This is a genomic window from Streptomyces sp., assembly GCF_035563135.1.
GTDB lineage: Bacteria > Actinomycetota > Actinomycetes > Streptomycetales > Streptomycetaceae > Streptomyces.
Genome location: NZ_DATMVN010000649.1, coordinates 22,842 through 43,533, shown reverse-complemented (window position 1 = coordinate 43,533; position 20,692 = coordinate 22,842). Strand labels below are relative to the sequence as shown.

Here is a 20,692-nt window from a genome sequence, read left to right as displayed (position 1 = left end):
GGGGGCGGCAGCCGGTGCGCCGGGCGGTCCCGCGGGACGGGACGCCGCGCGGCGCCTGCGGCGCGGCGGCAGCTTGTCCCCGGGGACGTTGTTGTCTTCCGCGTTTGCGGGGTTTCCGGTGGTACCGGATTCGTTCGGCTCGTGCATGCGGGCGGTTCTCCCGTCGCGCTCCCGGGCGCCACGCCTGATTCCGGTCCGGCGCGATTCGCGTGATGTGCGCGATACCGCCGTCCGGGGCGCGGGCGCCGCACGGGAGCTGATGTCTGGCTCGCCGGTTCCGTACGGGCTGCGCACGGCCTGGCGAAAGTCTTATGGGGCGGTGCGCGGCCCGACCCAGGTGGCTCCCGAGTCCGAGGGCTGCGCTACGACGACCGCCTTACGCGGAACCTGCACCATCCGGCGCCGTCGCGGCGGCGGCCTGATCGGCCGTGGAAACGGCCGGGGCTGCCTCGCGGTCGGGCGCGAGCGGGTCGGTCACCGTGCCGGACTCCTCGTCGAAGAGCCCCTGCGCCAGCCTGGTCACCGCTGCGGGGACCGGCGGCTTCAGGTCGGCCACAGCTTGGAGACCGGACAGGACGTCGTCGGGTCGCACGGCAGGTGTCACGTGCCGCACTACCAGGCGCAGTATCGCACAGGGCCTGTCCCCGGACCTATCAGGCTGTGGATCAAGGGCTTGCAGACCGACGACCGCCGCGCGGGCGTCGAAGGTCCGCATGCCGTTCTTCGCGCGGCGCTGGACCTCGACGGTCTCGGCGCCCATGAAGGCGGTGACGGCCTTCTCGGCGTCCTGGACGGCCACTCCGTCCAGCCGCATCTCCCACACGGAGGCGGTCAGCCGGTCGGCGAGCCCCGAGGTACGGGCCTCCACCGCGTCGATGACATCGAGGCCATCGGGCATCGACGCGTCGAGCAGCTTGCGCAGGGTGTCCGGATCCCGCGCCTCGGTGAGGGCGATCTCCAGGAATTCGGCCTCACTGCCCGTACCCGTGGGGGCGGCGTTGGCGTACGACACCTTCGGGTGCGGGGTGAAGCCCGCCGAGTAGGCCATGGGTACCTCGGAGCGGCGCAAGGCCCGCTCGAAGGCACGCTGGAAGTCTCTGTGACTGGTGAACCGGAGGCGGCCCCGCTTGGTGTAGCGCAGTCTGATGCGCTGCACCGCCGGTGCGGGCGGCGGGCCTTCGGGCTGTCGCTTGCCCAGTGGTTCTTCTCCTCGGTGCGGGGCGGCCGCGGTGGCGTGCCGCCCACGAAGTACGTGGTGCCCCCGGGGTGCCGCTCCGGCTCACCCCCGCTCGACGGTTGTGCCGGCTGACGGGGAGATCTCGGACGCGGGCGCCGCGCTGGGGACAGTCGTTGTCCTACCCAGGGTACGCGCAGCGGACTCTTCGAGTTCCCGCGCGTCCATGACCTGCGGCGCTCCCCCGGCGCGCGTCAGGCGTCCTGGCGCGCGCCGTGAAGGGTCTCCCGGGCCGAGGCCGGGGCGCTGCGGGCCGCGCGTCCGGCTTCCCGGAGCGGCACGCCTGACCGGTGCCCACGCCGGCTCGCGGTGACGAGCCGGGACACCGCCGGGACGAGCAGCCTGCCGTACGCCCCCGGAGCCCGTGTCCGGCCGGGGGCGGACGACCCTGCGGTGCCCGTCCCGGGGGCGCAGCAGCGCCCGTTCCGGAAGGCGGCCTCCCGCGACGAGAGGGGTCCGGAGCATGCGCGCGGGCAGAACCAGGACCAGGGCGAGGAGCAAGGCCAGGACCAGGACCAGAACCAGAACCAGGACCAGGACCAACGCCACGATCCGCACCGGAGGCCTGTCCGAGGACCGCCGGGCGGCCTTCCCTCCCGTCGTACGGCTCGGGCGGGCGGTGCCGCGCGCCGAGGTCCATGTCCGACGTGAAGAGGTCCATGCCCGGCATGAGAGGTCCATGCCGGGCATGACACGAACGCCCGGCCCGGGATTTCCCGGGCCGGGCGTTCGTCACCGGGCTGTCGCCCCGGCGGGGGCCTACTTCACGACCGTCAGCGGCAGGAGCTTCTTGCCGGTGGGGCCGATCTGGATGTCCAGGTCGAGCTGCGGGCACACGCCGCAGTCGAAGCAGGGCGTCCAGCGGCAGTCCTCGACCTCGGTCTCGTCGAGCGAGTCCTGCCAGTCCTCCCAGAGCCAGTCCTTGTCGAGACCGGAGTCGAGGTGGTCCCAGGGCAGGACCTCCTCGTAGGTCCGCTCGCGGGTGGTGTACCAGTCGACGTCGACGCCGAAGCCGGGGAGCGTCTTCTCCGCGCTCCTCATCCACAGGTCGTAGCTGAAGTGCTCGCGCCAGCCGTCGAAGCGGCCGCCGGACTCGTAGACCTCGCGGATGACGGAGCCGACCCGGCGGTCGCCGCGGGAGAGCAGGCCCTCGACGATGCCGGGCTTGCCGTCGTGGTAGCGGAAGCCGATGGAGCGGCCGTACTTCTTGTCGTCGCGGATCTTGTCCCGGAGCTTCTTCAGCCGGGCGTCGGTGTCCTCGGCGCTGAGCTGCGGGGCCCACTGGAACGGGGTGTGCGGCTTGGGCACGAAACCGCCGATGGAGACGGTGCAGCGGATGTCGTTCTGCCCGGAGACCTCGCGGCCCTTGGCGATGACGTTGACCGCCATGTCACCGATCTGGAGGACGTCCTCGTCGGTCTCGGTGGGCAGGCCGCACATGAAGTACAGCTTCACCTGGCGCCAGCCGTTGCCGTACGCGGTGGCGACCGTGCGAATCAGGTCCTCCTCCGAGACCATCTTGTTGATGACCTTGCGCATGCGCTCGGAGCCGCCCTCGGGGGCGAAGGTGAGACCGGACCTGCGGCCGTTGCGGGTGAGCTCGTTGGCCAGGTCCACGTTGAACGCGTCGACCCGGGTGGAAGGCAGCGAGAGGCCGATCTTGTCGTCCGTGTAGCGGTCGGCGAGCCCCTTGGCGATGTCACCGATCTCGCTGTGGTCCGCGGAGGAGAGCGAGAGGAGGCCGACCTCCTCGAAGCCCGTGGCCTTGAGGCCCTTCTCCACCATCTCGCCGATGCCGGTGATGCTTCGCTCCCGCACGGGGCGCGTGATCATGCCGGCCTGGCAGAAACGGCAGCCGCGGGTGCAGCCGCGGAAGATCTCCACGGACATCCGCTCGTGGACGGTCTCGGCGAGGGGGACGAGCGGCTGCTTGGGGTACGGCCATTCGTCGAGGTCCATCACGGTGTGCTTGGACACACGCCACGGCACACCGGACCTGTTGGGCACGACGCGGCCGATGCGGCCGTCGGGGAGGTATTCGACGTCGTAGAAGCCGGGGACGTAGACGCCGCCCGTCCTCGCGAGGCGGAACAGCACCTCCTCACGGCCGCCGGGCCGGCCCTCGGCCTTCCACGCGCGGATGATCTCGGTGATCTCCAGGACGGCCTGCTCACCGTCACCGATGACCGCGCAGTCGATGAAGTCGGCGATCGGCTCGGGGTTGAACGCGGCGTGGCCGCCCGCCAGCACGATCGGATGGTCGACGGTGCGGTCCTTGGACTCCAGCGGGATGCCCGCGAGGTCCAGGGCGGTGAGCATGTTGGTGTAGCCGAGCTCGGTGGAGAAGCTGAGGCCGAACACGTCGAAGGCGCCGACGGGGCGGTGGCTGTCCACGGTGAACTGCGGCACCTTGTGCTCGCGCATCAGCTCCTCGAGGTCCGGCCACACGCTGTACGTGCGCTCGGCGAGGACGCCCTCGCGTTCGTTCAGCACCTCGTAGAGGATCATGACGCCCTGGTTGGGGAGCCCGACCTCGTAGGCGTCCGGGTACATCAGTGCCCAGCGGACGTCGCATTCGTCCCACGGCTTGACGGTGGAGTTCAGCTCACCGCCGACGTACTGGATGGGCTTCTGCACGTGCGGGAGCAGAGCTTCGAGCTGCGGGAAGACCGACTCGGCAGACATCTGTGGACCTTCGTAGCTGGCAGGGGTGACCACCAAGCGTAACCCGGTGCTCAGCCTTTCAGCGCCGCGCGCAGTCCTGGGCGTGATGCCCGGGCCCAGACCTCGGGCAGTTCGCGCTCCCGTGCCCGGGCCTCGGCCTCCTCCCTGCCGTGGAGCAGGCCCCAGGTGAACGCGGACTCCCCCGCGCCGTGGGCCTGGATGCCGAGGGCGCGCAGGGCCTCCTGGGCCACGACGCTGTCCTGGTGGTCGCCGAGGAGCGTCTGCACGTCCTTCATCCGCGCGGCGAACTTCTTGGCCGGCTTCCCCAGGGCGGGCCTGGCGGCCTCCGCGGCGTAGCGGACACGCTTGGCGGCCTTGCGGGCCTCGTGCACGGCCACGTCGCGCTCCGTGCCCGGCGGCTGTGCCAGGGCGTGCCCGACGCGGACCGCGAGGCGCTCGTAGTCCTTGAGCACGGCGCGCGGCAGGGCGTCCTGCGGTGCCCGCGCGGCCGCGGGGCGCAGGGGCGGGGCGGCGAGGAAGGCGTCGAGGGAGTCCAGCAGGGCGAGGTAGCGCTCCGTGTCGAGCACCGCGGCGACCCGTTGCCGCGCATCGGTGTGCCGGGCGACGGAGGTGAGCTGCAGCCGGGCGCTGACGGGGCCCAGGAGCAGGGGTGCGGGCAGTGCGTCGACATGGGCGCGGAGCCGCGCTTCGAGGACTTCCTGGTCCCGTTCGACCCCGAGCTCCGCGGCGAGCCACTTCAGCTCGTCGCGCAGCGGGTCGGTGACGGTCCGGTCGAGGAGCCCGCGGTACGTCCTGAAGGCGCTGCGCAGCCGGCGGGTGGCGACCCGCATGCGGTGCACGCTGTCGGGCAGGTCACGGCGTACGGCGGGGTCGAGCTCGACCAGGGCCGCGACCTGGCGGCGTACGTAGGCGAGCACATGGTCGCCGGCGCTGCGCGGGGAGGACTTCTTCTGCTTCTTCTGCTTCTTCGTCCGCCGCCTGCCCGGGGCGGTGTCGTCCAGTGCCCTGGAGAGCTTCGACGGCGCGGCCGAGGGCTGGACGCCCGCCTTGCGCAGCCGCCGCTCGACGGCGTCGAGGACGGTGGGGTCGACGTCGTCGGCCAGCTCGACCTCCATCTCGGTCCACGCCGAGGTGGTGCCGTGCCCCTCTTCGGTGAGGCGCTCGGCGAGGACCTCGTCGATGCTCACCTCGGCGAGCAGGGCGCCGTCCTTGTCGAGGAGGTGGTGGACGTCCCGGGCGGAGAGGATCCGCACGACGGGGGCCACGGGTGTGTTGCGCACGCGGGAGCGGAGGAGTCCGGCGAGGCCGGACGGCAGGGTGTCGGTGAGCGGGGCGTGGATCTCGTCACGGACGTCCGCGGAGACGGGGATCTTGAGGTGCCACCCCTCGTCGGCACCGCCGGTTCTGCGGCGCAGCGTGAGGGAGTCCGCGGCCAGCCGGAAGTCCTCGGTGTCGTAGTAGACGGCGTCGAGTTCGCTCAGGCCGCGGTGGACGACCGCCGAGACCCCGGCCGCACGGGTCAGGTCGGGCAGCCGGGTCTCGGGAGTCGCTTCGTACTTTCGCTCGACCTCACGCTTGGAGTCCGCCATATGACGAATCTATCCGCGATCGCCGGGGGTATGCAGGGCGGAGGGAAGTGCTCAGGCCGACATCGGCCGTTGCACCTTGATCGACTGGAGCAGCCCGATGGCCACCCAGACCGCGAACATCGACGAGCCCCCGTACGACACGAAGGGCAGCGGAAGTCCGGCCACCGGCATGATCCCGAGCGTCATCCCGATGTTCTCGAAGGACTGGAAGGCGAACCAGGCGATGATGCCGGCGGCCACGACCGTCCCGTACAGCTCGGTCGTGCCGCGGGCGATCCGGCAGGCGCGCCACAGGACGACACCGAGCAGGACGATGATCAGCCCGGCTCCGAGAAAGCCGAGCTCCTCGCCCGCGACGGTGAAGACGAAGTCGGTCTGCTGTTCGGGGACGAACTGGCCCGTCGTCTGGGACCCGTTGAAGAGCCCGGTGCCCGTGAGTCCGCCGGAGCCGATGGCGATGCGGGCCTGGTTGGTGTTGTACCCGACGCCCGCCGGGTCGAGCGCGGGGTTGGCGAAGGCGGCGAACCGGGCGATCTGGTAGTCGTCGAGCAGTCCGAGCTGCCAGACGGCGAGCGCTCCGGCGGCGCCCGCGCCGAGGAGCCCGAAGACCCAGCGGTTGGACGCGCCGGAGGCGAGGAGCACGCCCAGCACGATGACCGCCATGACCATGACGGAGCCGAGGTCGGGCATCAGCATGACGACGGCCATCGGGATGACCGCCAGGCCGAGCGCCTTGGCGACGGTCCGGTGGTCGGGGTGCAGCTGGTCGCCCGCGTCCACCCGGGCGGCGAGCAGCATCGCCATGCCGAGGATGATCGTGATCTTGGTGAACTCGGAGGGCTGGAGGGAGAAGCCCCCGCCGATGATGATCCAGGCGTGCGCGCCGTTGACGGTGGCACCGAGCGGGGTGAGGACCGCGAGGACCAGCAGGACCGACAGCCCGTAGAGGACCGGCACCGCTCCCCGCAGGGTCCGGTGCCCGAGCCAGATGGTCCCGATCATCAGCGCGAGGCCGATGCTGGTGTTGAGCGCGTGCCGCAGCAGGAAGTAGTACGGATCTCCGTGGGTGAGGGACTCACGGCCGCGGGTCGCCGACCAGACCAGCAGCGAGCCGATGAACGACAGCGCGAGGGACGATCCCAGCAGGGGCCAGTCCAGCCGGCGCACGACGGAGTCGCGAGCGGTGAGCCTGGCCCAGACGCCTCGCTCCTCGGGGCCGTAGCGGGAGACGGAGAAACCTGCCATCAGTCACGCCTCCCCAGGGTTCCGGGAAGGGCGCCCGCGAGCGCCTGTGTGCCGTCCTCGGCGGGCGGCTCGGGGACGTAGGGCTTGATCTTGGGCGACTCGATCTGTCCGTCCGGCCTGATCTTGGGCAGGGTCTTCTGGGGCGTGGGCAGCAGTGCCTTCTTGAGGTCCTGCTTGCCGGTCGCGTCGAGGCCGTAGAGCGCGTTGTAGATGTTGCGCACGGCGGGGCCGGAGGCGCCGGAGCCCGTGCCGCCCTGGGAGATCGTCATGACGATCGAGTAGTCCTTGGTGTACGTGGCGAACCAGGAGGTCGTCTGCTTGCCGTAGACCTCGGCCGTGCCCGTCTTGGCGTGCATCGGGATCTTGTCCTGGGGCCATCCGCCGAACCGCCAGGCGGCGCTGCCCCGGGTCGCGACTCCCGCGAGGGCTTCGTCTATCTGGTCGCGCGTGTCTCCCTTGAACGGCAGCTTGCCGTGGGCCTTCGGCTCGATCTCCTGCACGGTCCTGCCGTCGCCGCTGATGATCGCCTTGCCGACCTTCGGGTCGTACAGGGTGCCGCCGTTGGAGATCGCGGCGTAGATGGTGGCCATCTGGATCGGGGTGACGAGCGTGTCGCCCTGCCCGATCGAGTAGTTGACGGAGTCACCGGCGCGCATCTTGTTGCCTTCGAGGCAGCCTTCGTACGCGATCTTCTCGACGTACGTGCCGTCCTTCTTGCCCTGCTTGCACCAGGAGGCCTTGTTGGCGTCGTAGAAGTCCTGCTTCCACTGGCGGTCGGGTACGCGGCCGGGGACCTCGTTGGGGAGGTCGATGCCGGTCTCCTTGCCGAGCCCGAACTCGTGGGCCGTCCTGTAGAACCAGTCCTCCGGGTTCTTCTTCGGCTTGTTGCCGCCGTCCTTCGCCCACTCCTTGTGCGCCAGGCCGTAGTAGACGGTGTCGCAGGAGACCTCCAGGGCGCGCCCGATGTCGATGCTGCCGTATCCCTGGGACTCGAAGTTCTTGAAGACCTGGCCGCCGATGGAGTAGGAGCTCGGGCACGGGTAGCTGCCGTCGAAGTCGTATCCGGCGTTGACCGCGGCGGTCGAGGAGACGACCTTGAAGATCGATCCGGGTGCGGCGGTGCCCTGGATGGCCCGGTTCAGCAGCGGGAAGTTCGACTTCTTCCCGGTGAGCTTCGCGTAGTCCTTGGCGGAGATGCCGCCGATCCAGGCGTTGGGGTCGTACGTCGGCAGGGAGGCCATGGACACGATGCGGCCGGTCCTGGCCTCCATGACGACGACGGCGCCGGAGTCGGCCTTGTACAGCTCGTTGGTGTTGCGGTCCATCTCCTTGCGGGCCGTCTCCATGGCCTTGTTGAGCTCGTACTCGGCGACGGCCTGGACCCGGGCGTCGATGGAGGTGACCACGCTCGCGCCGGGCTCCGCCTCGTCGTTCTGCGCCTGGCCGATGACGCGTCCGAGGTTGTCGACCTCGTACCGGGTGACCCCGGCCTTGCCGCGGAGTTCCTTGTCGTACGTGCGCTCCAGGCCGGAGCGGCCGACCTGGTCGGAGCGGAGGTAGGGCGAGTCGGTGTCCTGGGCCTTGGTGACCTCTTCGTCGGTGACCGGCGAGAGGTAGCCGAGGACCTGGGCGGTGTTGGCCTTGCCCGGTGCGGCGTAACGGCGTACGGCGGTGGGTTCGGCGGTGATGCCGGGGAAGTCCTCGGCCCGCTCACGGATCGTGAGGGCCTGCTGGGTGGTGGCCTCGTCGGTGACGGGGATCGGCTGGTAGGGCGAACCGTTCCAGCAGGGCTGCGGGGTCTTGGAGTCGCAGAGCCGGACCTTGTCCTGGACGTCCTTGGGCTTCATGTCCAAGACGTCGGCCAGACGGGTGAGGACGGCGACACCGTCGTCCTTCATCTTCATCAGCTCGGTGCGGCTCGCCGAGACGACGAGACGTGTCTCGTTGTCGGCGAGGGGGACGCCGCGCGCGTCGAGGATGGAGCCGCGGACGGCGGGCTGCACGACCTGCTGGACGTGGTTGTTCTTGGCCTCGTCGGTGTACTCCTGCCCGTTGCGGATCTGGAGGTACCAGAGCCGGCCGCCGAGCGTCAGCAGCAGGGAGAAGACGAGCACCTGGATGATGATGAGACGGATCTGGACCCTCGGGGTCCGGCCCGTCTCCGGGATGTTGCTCACTGGGCGCCCCCGGTGGTGGTGGGTCGGCGGAGACCACGGGGGCGGCCGCCCCCGCTGCTCGTCCGGTGCCGGTACGGCCTCACAGTCGTTTGACCCCCTTGATCCTTCCTGCGCGTGCGGCACGGCTGCGGGCCGCCCTCAGGCGCATCCCGCTGCGCTGGCCGCCGATCCGCAGCCCGGTGCCCGAGGCCAGCCAGCCCGCGGCCACGTCGGCGCTGCCGGAGTTGTCGGCGACCGGGTCGTTCTCGGTGCGTCTGGCGAGCGCCATGATCAGCGGAACGGTGAACGGCGCGAGGAGCAGGTCGTACACCACCGCGGTGAACAGCAGGCTGCCCAGGCCCACATGACGGGCCGCCGTGTCGCCGACGAGGGCGCCGACGCCTGCGTACAGCAGGGTCGATCCGAGCGCCGCGGCGACGACGAAGGCCATCGGGGTGAACGCCGACTTGAGCTGGCCCTTCTCCGGGCGGGCCATACCGGCGAGGTAGCCGATCACGCACAGGACCAGGGCGTAGCGCCCGGCCGCGTGGTCGGCGGGCGGCGCCAGGTCGGCGAGGAGGCCCGCGCCGAAACCGATGAGGCAACCGCTGACGGGCCCGTACACGAAGGCGAGTCCGAGGACGACGAGGAGCAGCAGGTCGGGCGTGGCGCCGGGCAGCTGGAGGCGGGCGAGTACGGAGACCTGGATGACGAGGGCGACCACGACCAGGGTGACGGAGAGCAGGATCCTGTTGAAGCGCATGGCGGTCAGCTCTATTCCTGCTCGTTCGCCGCGTCACCGGCGGCCGGGTCGGCGTCGCCGGTGGCGTCGGGGGAGGCACCCGGGGAGGCGGACGCGCCGGGCTTCTCGTTGATGTTCCCGACGACCTTCCCGCTGCCGTCGACGAGGTCGCCGTTCGGCTGGACGGTGACGGTGACGGTCGGGGTGGGCTTGGGCTTCTGCGGCTTCTTGGGCTGCGCCGGAAGGACCATGTCCCGGGGGTCCTCGCGGGGCGCCTGTACGACGATGCCCACGATGTCGAGCTTGGTGAAGCCGACGAACGGGCGGACGTAGACGGTCCGGGTCAGGTCGCCGCCGGACGGGTCGACGCGGACGACCTCACCGACCGGCACACCGGGGACGAAGGGCTTGTCCTTGCTGGACCCGAAGGTGACCAGCCGGTCGCCCTTCTTCACGTCGGCCTTGCCGTTGAGGAACTGGACCGACAGCGGCCGGGACCCCTGCCCGGTGGCGAAGCCGAGCTCGTCGGTCTTCTCCAGCCTGGTGCCGACGGTGAAGTCGGGGTCGTTGGCCAGCAGCACGGTCGCTGTGTCCGGGCCGACGGTGGTGACCCGGCCGACCAGCCCCTCGCCGTTCAGTACGGTCATGTCGCGCTGGAGGCCGTCCTTGGCCCCCGCGTCGATGGTGATGGTCCAGGAGAAGCCCTGGGCCGCTCCTATGGCGATGACTTCGGCGGCCTTGATGCCGTACTGGCCGGCTCCCGCGCTCTTCAGCATCGCGTCGAGCTGGCGGACCTTGCTGGTGTTGCGGTCGTCGCTGCCCAGCTTGGTCTTCAGCGCGGTGTTCTCGTGCTCCAGTGCCGCGATCCGGTCGTGCCGTTCACCGGAGTCCCGTACGGCGCCGATGGCGTTGCCCACCGGGTCCACCGCCGCCGCGACGCCGTTCTCGACCGGTCCGAAGACCGTGGCTGCGGCCTGCCGGGCTCCGTCCACCGGTGACTCCTCGCCACCGCGGATATCCACCGTGATCAGGGCGAATGCGATGGCGATCAGCAGCACCAGGAGCAGCCGGCTCTCTCGTGTGTCCCTCACGTGCGGCGGCCGTGCCTTCCTCGTCGGAATGTTCGTGCCTGTATACCGGCGTTCCGCCGTACGGGACGGCAGTGCCCGTACGGCGGAACGCCGTGTTCTACCGTCGGGGCTGGGCGTCCAGCACCTGCTGGAGTGCCTCGAACTCCTCGACGCACTTACCGGAGCCGAGCGCCACCGAGTCCAGCGGGTCCTCGGCGATGTGGATCGGCATGCCCGTCTCGTGGCGGAGCCGTTCGTCGAGCCCGCGCAGGAGCGCGCCGCCGCCCGTGAGGACGATGCCGCGGTCCATGACGTCGCCCGAGAGCTCCGGCGGGCACTTGTCGAGCGTCGTCTTCACGGCGTCGACGATCGCGTTGACCGGCTCCTCGATGGCCTTGCGGACCTCGGTCGCGGAGATGACCACGGTCTTGGGCAGGCCCGAGACCAGGTCGCGTCCGCGGATCTCGGTGTGCTCGTCCTTCTCCATCTCGTAGGCCGAGCCGATCGTGATCTTGATCTGTTCGGCGGTGCGCTCACCGAGGAGGAGGGAGTACTCCTTCTTGACGTGCTGGATGATCGCGTTGTCCAGCTCGTCACCGGCGACCCGGATCGACTGGGCGGTGACGATTCCGCCGAGCGAGATCACGGCGACCTCGGTGGTGCCGCCACCGATGTCGACGACCATGTTGCCCGTGGCCTCGTGGACCGGCAGGCCGGAGCCGATGGCCGCGGCCATGGGCTCCTCGATGATGTGCACCTGGCGCGCGCCCGCCTGCGTCGACGCCTCGATGACGGCGCGTCGCTCGACCCCTGTGATGCCGGAGGGCACGCAGACGACGACCCGCGGGCGGGCCAGGTAGCGGCGCTTGTGGATCTTGAGGATGAAGTAACGGAGCATGCGCTCCGTGATCTCGAAGTCGGCGATGACGCCGTCCTTCAGGGGCCGCACGGCAACGATGTTGCCCGGTGTGCGGCCGATCATCTTCTTTGCCTCGGCGCCGACCGCCAGGATTCCGCCGGTGTTGGTGTTGATGGCCACGACGGACGGCTCGTTCAGGACGATGCCGCGCCCCCTGACGTACACCAGCGTGTTGGCAGTCCCGAGGTCGATAGCCATGTCACGGCCGATGAACGACATTGAGTTCCCCTTGTTCCCCATGAGGATGCGTCGGGCCTTCCCAAGAAGCGAAGAATGGCTTGTTCCAGGTAGGCGAGGGTGGGCGCTGCGGGCGTGGAAGCTTCCATCGTAGTGCCGTATGCACGGACACAGCGCGAGGGTCCTTCGCCGTGGCGGGTGGAACGGCTGCCCGTCCCACCCATGGTGACGTTACGTCGGGGGGATGCGTTCCCGCGATACGTGTCCATATGCCGAAGGGCGGCCGAATTACTTCGGTCGCCCCAGGTCATGAGCGCTGATTGGCGGAGCCGAAGTCAGGAGAGGCCGGGGAAGAAGAGCTTGAGTTCCCGCTCCGCGGACTCCTCCGAGTCCGAGGCGTGGATGAGGTTCTCCCGGGTGATCGTGCCGAAGTCACCGCGGATCGAGCCGGGCGCGGCGGCGATCGGGTCGGTGGGGCCGGCCAGGGCGCGGACGCCCTCGATGACCCGCTCGCCTTCGGCCACCAGGGCGACGACGGGGCCGGAGGCCATGAACTCGACGAGCGGCTCGTAGAACGGGCGGCCCTTGTGCTCGCCGTAGTGCTGCTCCAGGGTCTCCTGGTCGAGCGTGCGCAGCTCCAGCGCGGTGATCGTCCAGCCGGCCTTGCGTTCGATGCGGCCGACGATCTCGCCGATCAGCCCACGCCGTACGGCATCGGGCTTGAGAAGGACGAGGGTGCGCTGAGTCATGTGCGGCTCCTTGCGGGCTTTCGGTGCGGGTGAGGGCGAGATTACAGGTGTACGTGAGCGGCCCTACGGCCGGGTTTACACTGCGTCATCCTTGGGCCGGAGCCTGCGTGCCCTCCTGCGCCTCGGCCTGGGCCGCCCACCTCGCCTTGGCCTCGTCGATCCTGCGGCCGTAGTGCACCGAGGCCCACCACAGCGCACCGAAGATCAGGCCGAGGACGAACATCATCGGGACGAAGAAGCCGCTCAGCACCAGCAGGACCTGGAGCGCCCAGCCGAGCTGTATGCCACCCGGCCGGGTGATCACACCGCAGAGCAGGACGGACAGCAGCATGCCGATGCCGCAGACCGTCCAGACCACGGCCATGGACAGGCTGTCGGACTTCATCGCCACGAGTCCGGCGAAGCCGATGACGAAGAATTCACCGATCAGCGTCGATGCGCAGAGCGTACGCACAGGTCAGCGCCTTCCCAGGAGCAGCCGGGCCTCGCCGACCGTGATCACGGATCCGGTCACCAGGACTCCGGCGCCCGCGTATTCGGCCTCTTCCTCGGCGAGGGTGATCGCCGCCTCCAGCGCGTCGTCCAGGCGTGGCTCGACCTGGACGCGGTCGTGGCCGAAGACCTCCACGGCGACCGCGGCCAGAGCGTCCGCGTCCATGGCGCGCGGGCTGGAGTTCTGGGTGACGACGACTTCGGCGAAGATCGGCTCGAAGGCCTCCAGGAGCCCCCGGACGTCCTTGCCGTCGCTGGCGCCGACGACCCCGATCAGCCGGGAGAAACTGAACGCCTCGGAGATCCCCTCGGCGGCGGCGAGACCGCCGGCCGGGTTGTGCGCCGCGTCCAGGACGACGGTCGGGCTGGACCGCACGACCTCCAGGCGGCCCGGCGAGAGCACCGTGAGGAATGCCTTGCGGACCACTTCGGCGTCGAGGCTGCGGGCCTGCTCCGCGCCGATGCCGAAGAACGCCTCGACGGCGGCCAGCGCCACCGCCGCGTTGTGCGCCTGGTGCGCCCCGTAGAGCGGCAGGAAGATGTTGTCGTACTCGCCGCCCAGGCCCCGCAGGGTCAGCAGCTGGCCGCCGACCGCGATCTCCCGGGAGATGACACCGAACTCCATGCCCTCACGGGCGACCGTGGCGTCGACCTCGACCGCCTTCTTCAGCATGACCTGCGCGGCGTCGACCGGCTGCTGGGCCAGGATCACCGTCGCGCCCTGCTTGACGATGCCGGACTTCTCGCCGGCGATCTCGGCGGCGGTGGAACCGAGGCGGTCGGTGTGGTCGAGCGAGATGGGGGTGACGACGGCGACCGAGGCGTCGATGACGTTCGTCGCGTCCCAGGTGCCGCCCATGCCGACCTCGACGACCGCGACGTCGACCGGCGCGTCGGCGAAGGCCGCGTACGCCATGCCCGTCAGCACCTCGAAGAACGAGAGGCGGTAGGGCTGCTGGGCGTCGACCATCTCGACGTACGGCTTGATGTCGCCGTACGTCTCGACGAAGCGCTCGGCGTCGATCGGGGCGCCGTCCAGACTGATCCGCTCGGTGATCGACTGGACGTGCGGGGAGGTGTAGCGGCCGGTGCGGAGCTCGAAGGCGTTCAGCAGGGCCTCGATCATGCGGGCCGTGCTGGTCTTGCCGTTCGTCCCCGTGATGTGGATCGAGGGGTAGGCGCGCTGGGGCTCGCCCAGCACGTCCATCAGGGCCGCGATGCGGGTCACCGAGGGCTCGAGCTTGGTCTCCCCCCAGCGTCCGGCGAGCTCCTGCTCCACCTCGCGCAGCGCCCGGTCGGTCTCGGGGTCGGCGGGGCGGTCGGGGACGGCCTCGCCCTGGGGCGGACCCGACTGGGCGCGCAGCGTCCGGCTCCCGGCCTCGATCACCGCCAGGTCGGGGTCGCGCTGGGTCTCTTCGTCGACGATCTCCGCGAAGGTGCCGTCGGGATCTGACGCGTCGTGCCGGTCTGAAGGGCGGGGCTCACTCACAGGGCCAGTCTACGGATGGCCACGGACATCGCGCGCAGCGCCCGGGGCCGCGCTCCCCCGGGTGCGGCGGAGCCCCCGCGCTCCCGGCCGGCCGGGGGTGCGGGGGCTCCGTGTTCAGCTCATCAGCCCTGCGGGAGGCTCGCCAGCTGGGCGGTGATCCGCTCGATGTCGGCCTCGGCCTTGGAGAGCCGGCCGCGGATCTTGTCGACCACGTCGTCCGGGGCCTTGGCCAGGAACGCCTCGTTGCCGAGCTTGCCGGTGGCCTGGGCCTTCTCCTTCTCGGCGGCGCCCAGATCCTTCGTGAGGCGCTTGCGCTCGGCCTCGACATCGATCGTGCCGGACAGGTCGAGGGCCACCGTGGCTCCGGCGACCGGCAGCGTGGCCGTGGCGTGGAAGCCGTCGCCGGCGGGCTGGAGGCGCAGGAGCTGGCGGATCGCCGCCTCGTGCGGGGCGAGCACCGTGCCGGTGACCGTCAGTTCGGCCGGGACCTTCTGGCCGGGCTGCAGGCCCTGGTCGGAGCGGAAGCGGCGGACCTCCGTGACGACCTGCTGGACGAGCTCGATCTCCTTCTCGGCCGCCTCGTCGCGGAAGCCGCTGTCCTTCGGCCAGTCGGCGACGACGACCGACTCCTGCCCGGTGAGCGTGGTCCAGAGCGCCTCGGTGACGAACGGGACGATCGGGTGCAGCAGGCGGAGCGTGACGTCCAGGACCTCGCCGAGGACCCGGGCCGAGACCTTCGCCTGCTCGCCGCCCGCGAAGAACGTGGTCTTCGACAGTTCGACGTACCAGTCGAAGACCTCGTCCCACGCGAAGTGGTAGAGCGCGTCGCTGAGCTTGGCGAACTGGAAGTCCTCGTAGAACGCGTCGGCGTCGGCGACGGTCTTGTTCAGCCGGGACAGGATCCAGCGGTCGGTGGCCGAGAGCTGCTCGACGGGCGGGAGGTCACCCTCCACCGTCGCGCCGTTCATCATCGCGAAGCGGGTGGCGTTCCAGATCTTGTTGGCGAAGTTGCGGGAGGCCTGGACCCAGTCCTCGCCGATCGGGACGTCGGTACCGGGGTTGGCGCCCCTGGCGAGGGTGAAGCGGACGGCGTCGGAGCCGTAGGTGTCCATCCAGTCCAGCGGGTCGACGACGTTGCCGAAGGACTTCGACATCTTCTTGCCGCGCTCGTCCCGGACCAGGCCGGTGAGCGCGATCGTCCTGAACGGGACCTCGCCGTCCATGACGTACAGCCCGAACATCATCATCCGGGCGACCCAGAAGAAGATGATGTCGTGGCCGGTGACGAGGACGTCGGTCGGATAGAACTTCTTGAGGTCCGGGGTCTCCTCGGGCCAGCCGAGCGTGGAGAACGGCCACAGGCCGGAGGAGAACCAGGTGTCCAGGACATCGGTGTCCTGGGTCCAGCCCTCACCGGCCGGCGGCTGCTCGTCGGGGCCGACGCAGACGACCTGGCCCTCGGGGCCGTACCAGACGGGGATGCGGTGGCCCCACCAGAGCTGGCGCGAGATGCACCAGTCACGGAGGTTGTCGACCCAGTCGAAGTACCGCTGCTCCATCTCCTTGGGGTGGATCGCGACCCGGCCGTCGCGGACCGCGTCACCGGCGGCCTTGGCGAGCGTCTCGACCTTGACCCACCACTGGAGGGAGAGCCGCGGCTCGACCGTCGTACGGCAGCGGGAGCAGTGGCCGACCGAGTGGACGTACGGGCGCTTCTCGGCGACGATCCGGCCCTGCTCGCGCAGCGCGCCGACGATGGTCGCACGGGCCTCGAAGCGGTCGAGCCCCTCGAACGGGCCGGCCACGGTGATGACACCGCGCTCGTCCATGACCGTCATCGACTCCAGGCCGTGGCGCTGGCCGATCGCGAAGTCGTTCGGGTCGTGCGCGGGGGTCACCTTGACGGCGCCGGTGCCGAACTCCGGGTCGACGTGGTGGTCGGCGACGACCGGGATCGTCCGGTCGGTGAGCGGCAGCTTGATCCGCTTGCCGATGAGGTGCGTGTACCGCGCGTCGTCCGGATGGACGGCGACCGCGGTGTCACCGAGCATCGTCTCGGCGCGGGTGGTGGCGACGACCAGCGTCTCCTCGCCCTCGCCGTACGTGATGGAGACGAGTTCGCCGTCGTCGTCCTGGTAGTCGACCTCGATGTCGGAGATGGCCGTCAGGCAGCGCGGGCACCAGTTGATGATGCGCTCGGCGCGGTAGATCAGCCCGTCGTCGTACATCTTCTTGAAGACGGTCTGGACGGCGGCGGAGAGGCCCTCGTCCATGGTGAAGCGCTCACGGGACCAGTCGACGCCGTCACCGAGGCGGCGCATCTGGCCGAGGATCTTGCCGCCGTACTCCTCCTTCCACTGCCAGACGCGCTCGACGAACTCCTCGCGCCCCAGGTCGTGGCGGGACTTGCCCTCCTCGCCGAGCTGCTGCTCGACCTTGTTCTGGGTGGCGATGCCGGCGTGGTCCATGCCGGGCAGCCACAGCGCCTCGTAGCCCTGCATCCGCTTGCGGCGGGTGAGGGCGTCCATGAGCGTGTGCTGGAAGGCGTGGCCCAGGTGCAGGGAACCGGTGACGTTGGGCGGCGGGATGACGATCGTGTACGGAGGCTTCTCGCTCTGCGGGTCGGCCGTGAAGTAACCGCGCTCCACCCAGCGCTCGTACAGCTTCCCCTCTACCTCGGCCGGCGCGTACTGGGTCGGCAGTTCGGGGGTGCTGGCTGGCTGCTGCGCTGCGTTCTCGGTCACGGCACACAGTTTAGGGGCGTCACAGTCGTGCACCGAAACCGGTTTGCCGGGTAACGGTGTACGGCCGGATGCACTGAGTGGGCGCCGCTTCCGCCAGGATGTTCGCAACGCATAAGCATTCTGGAGGGGACAGCGCCATGAGCTACAACCAGCCGGGTCCGTACGGCGGGCAGCCGCCGCAGGGCCAGCCCGGACCGTACGGCCAGCAGCCGGGTCCGTACGGGCAGCAGCCGGGCCCCTACGGCGGCCCGCCCCCGCAGAGCCCTCCGCAGGGGCAGCCCGGCTACGGCTACCCGCAGCAGGCCCCTCCGGGCGTTCCGCCGCAGCAGCCTCCGCAGGGCTACGGCTACCCGCAGGGCCAGCAGCCGGGCCCGTACGGCCAGCAGCCGCCCGCTCCCCCGTACGGCGGCCAGCAGGCCTACCCCGGCATGCCCCCGCAGCCGGGTGCCCCGAAGAAGAAGACCGGGCTGATCGTCGGCGCGGCCGTGGTGGCGCTGGCGGTCGTGGCGGGCGGGGTGTACTTCCTGACCTCGGGCAGCTCCGGCAACAGCGACGTGGCGGACTCCACCAAGGGGTACAAGCTCACGCCTGCCGCAGCGGTGGGCGATTACAAGCAGAGCCCTTCCGAGAAGACGCCCTCAGGCTCGCTGACGAGCAAGGAGAAGGCAGAGGCCGAGGCCCTGGGCATCAAGGACGCCCACAAGGCCGAGGCCCAGTACGCGAGCGGCGAGTTCGAGAAGAACCCCCTCACGGCCAAGATGCTCATCCTGCACGGCAACTGGGGCGACATCGCCGACCCGGCGAAGGCCCTCGACGGCATGTTCGCGCAGGCGAAGACGGGGCTGGCCCAGAGTGACGACGAGGACGCCGAGACCTCCCTGGTCGGCAGCCCGAAGAGCGTCACGCCCGAAGGCTTCGAGGGCGCGCTCATGAAGTGCCAGGACATGAAGGTGGTCAACAGCAAAGCCGACGGCACCGTCGCGGGTGGCCCCGAGGAAATGGTCATGCCCGTCTGCATCTGGGCCGACTACAGCACCGTCGCTGCGGTCATCGGCGTCGACATCGGCGCCGCCATGACCAACAAGTCCATGTCGCAGGACGAGGTGGCGGCCCTCACCGCCAAGCTCTACAAGACGTCCCGCACCAAGGTCTGACCCCGCACCGCGCGAAGGGGCGCCCGGCCGGTGGCCGGGCGCCCCTTCGCCTGCGGGTCGCTGTCGCTGCCGCTACGCGGACTTCTCGTGGCGGCCGCCGTCGTTCGTGCCGATCGTGCGCGGCTCGCGCGGGACCAGCGTCGGGTTGACGTTGTTGCGGACGACGTCCGGGGTGATGACGACGCGGGCCACGTCCTTGCGGGACGGCACCTCGTACATCACGGACTGCAGGACCTCTTCCATGATGGCGCGCAGACCGCGTGCGCCCGTCTGGCGGAGGATGGCCTGGTCGGCGATGGCTTCCAGCGCCTCGCGCTCGAAGTCCAGCTCCACACCGTCGAGTTCGAACAGGCGCTGGTACTGCTTCACCAGCGCGTTGCGCGGCTCGATCAGGATCTGGAGCAGCGCCTCGCGGTCCAGGTTGTGGACCGAGGTCAGCACGGGCAGACGGCCGATGAACTCGGGGATCATCCCGAACTTCACCAGGTCCTCCGGCATGACCTCCTGGAACTGGTCGCTCGCCTGGATCTCCAGCTTGGAGCGGATCGTCGCGCCGAAGCCGATGCCCTTGGCTCCGGCCCGCGACTCGATGATCTTCTCCAGGCCCGAGAAGGCACCGCCCACGATGAACACTACGTTCGTCGTGTCGATCTGGATGAACTCCTGGTGCGGGTGCTTGCGTCCGCCCTGCGGCGGCACGGAGGCGGTGGTGCCCTCCAGGATCTTCAGCAGGGCCTGCTGGACGCCTTCGCCGGACACGTCACGCGTGATCGAGGGGTTCTCGCTCTTGCGGGCGACCTTGTCGATCTCGTCGATGTAGATGATCCCGGTCTCGGCCTTCTTGACGTCGTAGTCCGCGGCCTGGATCAGCTTCAGCAGGATGTTCTCGACGTCCTCACCGACGTAGCCGGCCTCCGTCAGCGCCGTCGCGTCCGCGATGGCGAACGGGACGTTGAGCATGCGGGCCAGCGTCTGCGCGAGGAGTGTCTTGCCGGAGCCCGTGGGGCCCAGCAGCAGGATGTTGGACTTGGCGAGCTCGATCGCGTCGTCGCGATTCGCGCCGCCGCCGTTCTCCCCGGCCTGGACCCGCTTGTAGTGGTTGTACACAGCGACCGAGAGGGCCTTCTTCGCGGGCTCCTGCCCGACGACGTACCCCTCGAGGAACTCGTAGATCTCGCGCGGCTTGGGGAGCTCCTCCCACCGCACCTCGGAGGTCTCGGCGAGCTCCTCCTCGATGATCTCGTTGCAGAGATCGATGCACTCGTCGCAGATGTACACACCGGGTCCCGCGATGAGCTTCTTCACCTGCTTCTGGCTCTTTCCGCAGAACGAGCACTTGAGCAGGTCGCCGCCATCACCGATGCGTGCCACGAGGTGCTTCCCCTTCGCCTGGGAGCAGCCTGGTTCAGCGGCTCCTGGTGCCTCTATCCGACGGTACCTTGCCTGGCCCCCCGTTCGGGCCCCCCTTGGCACGGTTCACACGGCCGGGGCCGTGGAGACGGACTGTGCCAAGGGGAAAGACCGACGTCAGACGGACGCGCCTGCGGTTGTCTTACGGGTGGAGACGATCTGGTCCACCAGACCGTACGCCAGTGCGTCGTCAGCGGTAAGGATCTTGTCGCGCTCGATGTCCTCGCTGATCTTCTCCAGCGGGGTGGTCGAGTGCTTGGCCAGCATCTCCTCGAGCTGGGTGCGCATCCGCAGGATCTCGTTGGCCGCGATCTCCAGGTCGGAGAGCTGCTCGCGGCCGGTCTGCGAGGACGGCTGGTGGATCAGCACGCGGGCGTGCGGGAGCGCCATGCGCTTGCCCGGGGTGCCCGCGGCCAGCAGGACGGCGGCGGCGGAGGCCGCCTGGCCCATGCAGACCGTCTGGATGTCCGGCTTCACGAACTGCATCGTGTCGTAGATCGCGGTGAGTGCGGTGAACGAGCCGCCGGGGCTGTTGATGTAGATCGAGATGTCACGGTCCGGGTCCATCGACTCCAGGCACAGCAGCTGCGCCATGACGTCGTTGGCCGAGGCGTCGTCGATCTGGACGCCGAGGAAGATCACGCGCTCCTCGAAGAGCTTCGCGTACGGGTCGTACTCACGCACGCCCTGCGAGGTGCGCTCCACGAAGCGCGGGACGACGTAGCGGTTGTCCACCTGCGGGCCGGTGTAGAGGCCGCTCGCGGAGGCGCCGGAGAAGTTGTTCATGTGGGTGTTCACCATCCTGGTGGCGTATCTGTGGGCTGGGGGTCTCGGCGT

General features: G+C 69.8%; 15 protein-coding genes. 1 reads left to right on the top strand and 14 read right to left on the bottom strand.

Translation table 11 applies throughout. The features are described 5' to 3' along the window. Positions 1-376: 376 nt before the first annotated feature. The 12 genes from VN520_RS29125 to VN520_RS29070 all read right to left on the bottom strand — a co-directional run bounded on the left by VN520_RS29125 (position 377) and on the right by VN520_RS29070 (position 17,291). Positions 377-1,156, bottom strand: coding sequence for a TIGR03936 family radical SAM-associated protein (locus VN520_RS29125; protein WP_325749939.1), 780 nt, complete (start codon positions 1,154-1,156; stop codon positions 377-379). Positions 1,157-1,993: 837 nt separating this feature from the next. After that, complete coding sequence (locus tag VN520_RS29120) at positions 1,994-3,919, bottom strand: TIGR03960 family B12-binding radical SAM protein (protein ID WP_325749938.1); 1,926 nt, start codon at positions 3,917-3,919, stop codon at positions 1,994-1,996. A gap of 50 nt (positions 3,920-3,969) precedes the next feature. Beyond that, positions 3,970-5,508, bottom strand: coding sequence for a CYTH and CHAD domain-containing protein (locus VN520_RS29115; RefSeq protein ID WP_325749937.1), 1,539 nt, complete (start codon positions 5,506-5,508; stop codon positions 3,970-3,972). A gap of 51 nt (positions 5,509-5,559) precedes the next feature. Then, positions 5,560-6,753: a rod shape-determining protein RodA gene (gene rodA / locus VN520_RS29110; protein ID WP_325749936.1), complete on the bottom strand. Its 1,194-nt coding sequence runs from the start codon at positions 6,751-6,753 to the stop codon at positions 5,560-5,562. Further along, positions 6,753-8,930: a penicillin-binding protein 2 gene (mrdA, locus tag VN520_RS29105; protein ID WP_325749935.1), complete on the bottom strand. Its 2,178-nt coding sequence runs from the start codon at positions 8,928-8,930 to the stop codon at positions 6,753-6,755. The genes rodA and mrdA overlap by 1 nt, the downstream gene beginning before the upstream one ends. Positions 8,931-9,009: 79 nt before the next feature. After that, positions 9,010-9,672 carry a rod shape-determining protein MreD gene (gene mreD, locus VN520_RS29100; RefSeq protein WP_325749934.1) on the bottom strand — a complete coding sequence of 221 codons (663 nt, stop codon included), beginning with the start codon at positions 9,670-9,672 and terminating at the stop codon, positions 9,010-9,012. 11 nt (positions 9,673-9,683) lie between these two features. Then, positions 9,684-10,742 carry a rod shape-determining protein MreC gene (mreC, locus tag VN520_RS29095; protein ID WP_325749933.1) on the bottom strand — a complete coding sequence of 353 codons (1,059 nt, stop codon included), beginning with the start codon at positions 10,740-10,742 and terminating at the stop codon, positions 9,684-9,686. Between the two features lie 97 nt (positions 10,743-10,839). After that, positions 10,840-11,859, bottom strand: coding sequence for a rod shape-determining protein (locus VN520_RS29090; RefSeq protein WP_325749932.1), 1,020 nt, complete (start codon positions 11,857-11,859; stop codon positions 10,840-10,842). A gap of 293 nt (positions 11,860-12,152) precedes the next feature. Continuing rightward, on the bottom strand, positions 12,153-12,566 hold the full coding sequence (ndk, locus tag VN520_RS29085) for a nucleoside-diphosphate kinase (RefSeq protein ID WP_014156293.1): 414 nt from the start codon (positions 12,564-12,566) through the stop codon (positions 12,153-12,155). Positions 12,567-12,651: 85 nt separating this feature from the next. Continuing rightward, positions 12,652-13,020, bottom strand: a complete 369-nt coding sequence (locus VN520_RS29080; protein WP_325749931.1) for a DUF4233 domain-containing protein — start codon at positions 13,018-13,020, stop codon at positions 12,652-12,654. A gap of 3 nt (positions 13,021-13,023) precedes the next feature. Next, positions 13,024-14,547, bottom strand: coding sequence for a bifunctional tetrahydrofolate synthase/dihydrofolate synthase (folC, locus tag VN520_RS29075; RefSeq protein ID WP_325749930.1), 1,524 nt, complete (start codon positions 14,545-14,547; stop codon positions 13,024-13,026). 122 nt (positions 14,548-14,669) lie between these two features. Then, complete coding sequence (locus tag VN520_RS29070) at positions 14,670-17,291, bottom strand: valine--tRNA ligase (RefSeq protein WP_325749929.1); 2,622 nt, start codon at positions 17,289-17,291, stop codon at positions 14,670-14,672. 137 nt (positions 17,292-17,428) lie between these two features. Between VN520_RS29070 and VN520_RS29065 the strand changes: the two genes are divergently transcribed. Then, complete coding sequence (locus VN520_RS29065) at positions 17,429-18,445, top strand: hypothetical protein (RefSeq protein WP_325749928.1); 1,017 nt, start codon at positions 17,429-17,431, stop codon at positions 18,443-18,445. A 72-nt stretch (positions 18,446-18,517) separates the two neighbouring features. On the opposite strand, the gene clpX is transcribed toward VN520_RS29065, so the two are convergent. Then, positions 18,518-19,816 carry an ATP-dependent Clp protease ATP-binding subunit ClpX gene (clpX, locus tag VN520_RS29060; protein WP_325749927.1) on the bottom strand — a complete coding sequence of 433 codons (1,299 nt, stop codon included), beginning with the start codon at positions 19,814-19,816 and terminating at the stop codon, positions 18,518-18,520. 156 nt (positions 19,817-19,972) lie between these two features. Further along, the gene (locus VN520_RS29055; protein ID WP_031091966.1) at positions 19,973-20,656 is read right to left on the bottom strand and encodes an ATP-dependent Clp protease proteolytic subunit; all 684 of its coding nucleotides are present in this window, start codon (positions 20,654-20,656) and stop codon (positions 19,973-19,975) included. Positions 20,657-20,692 lie beyond the last annotated feature (36 nt).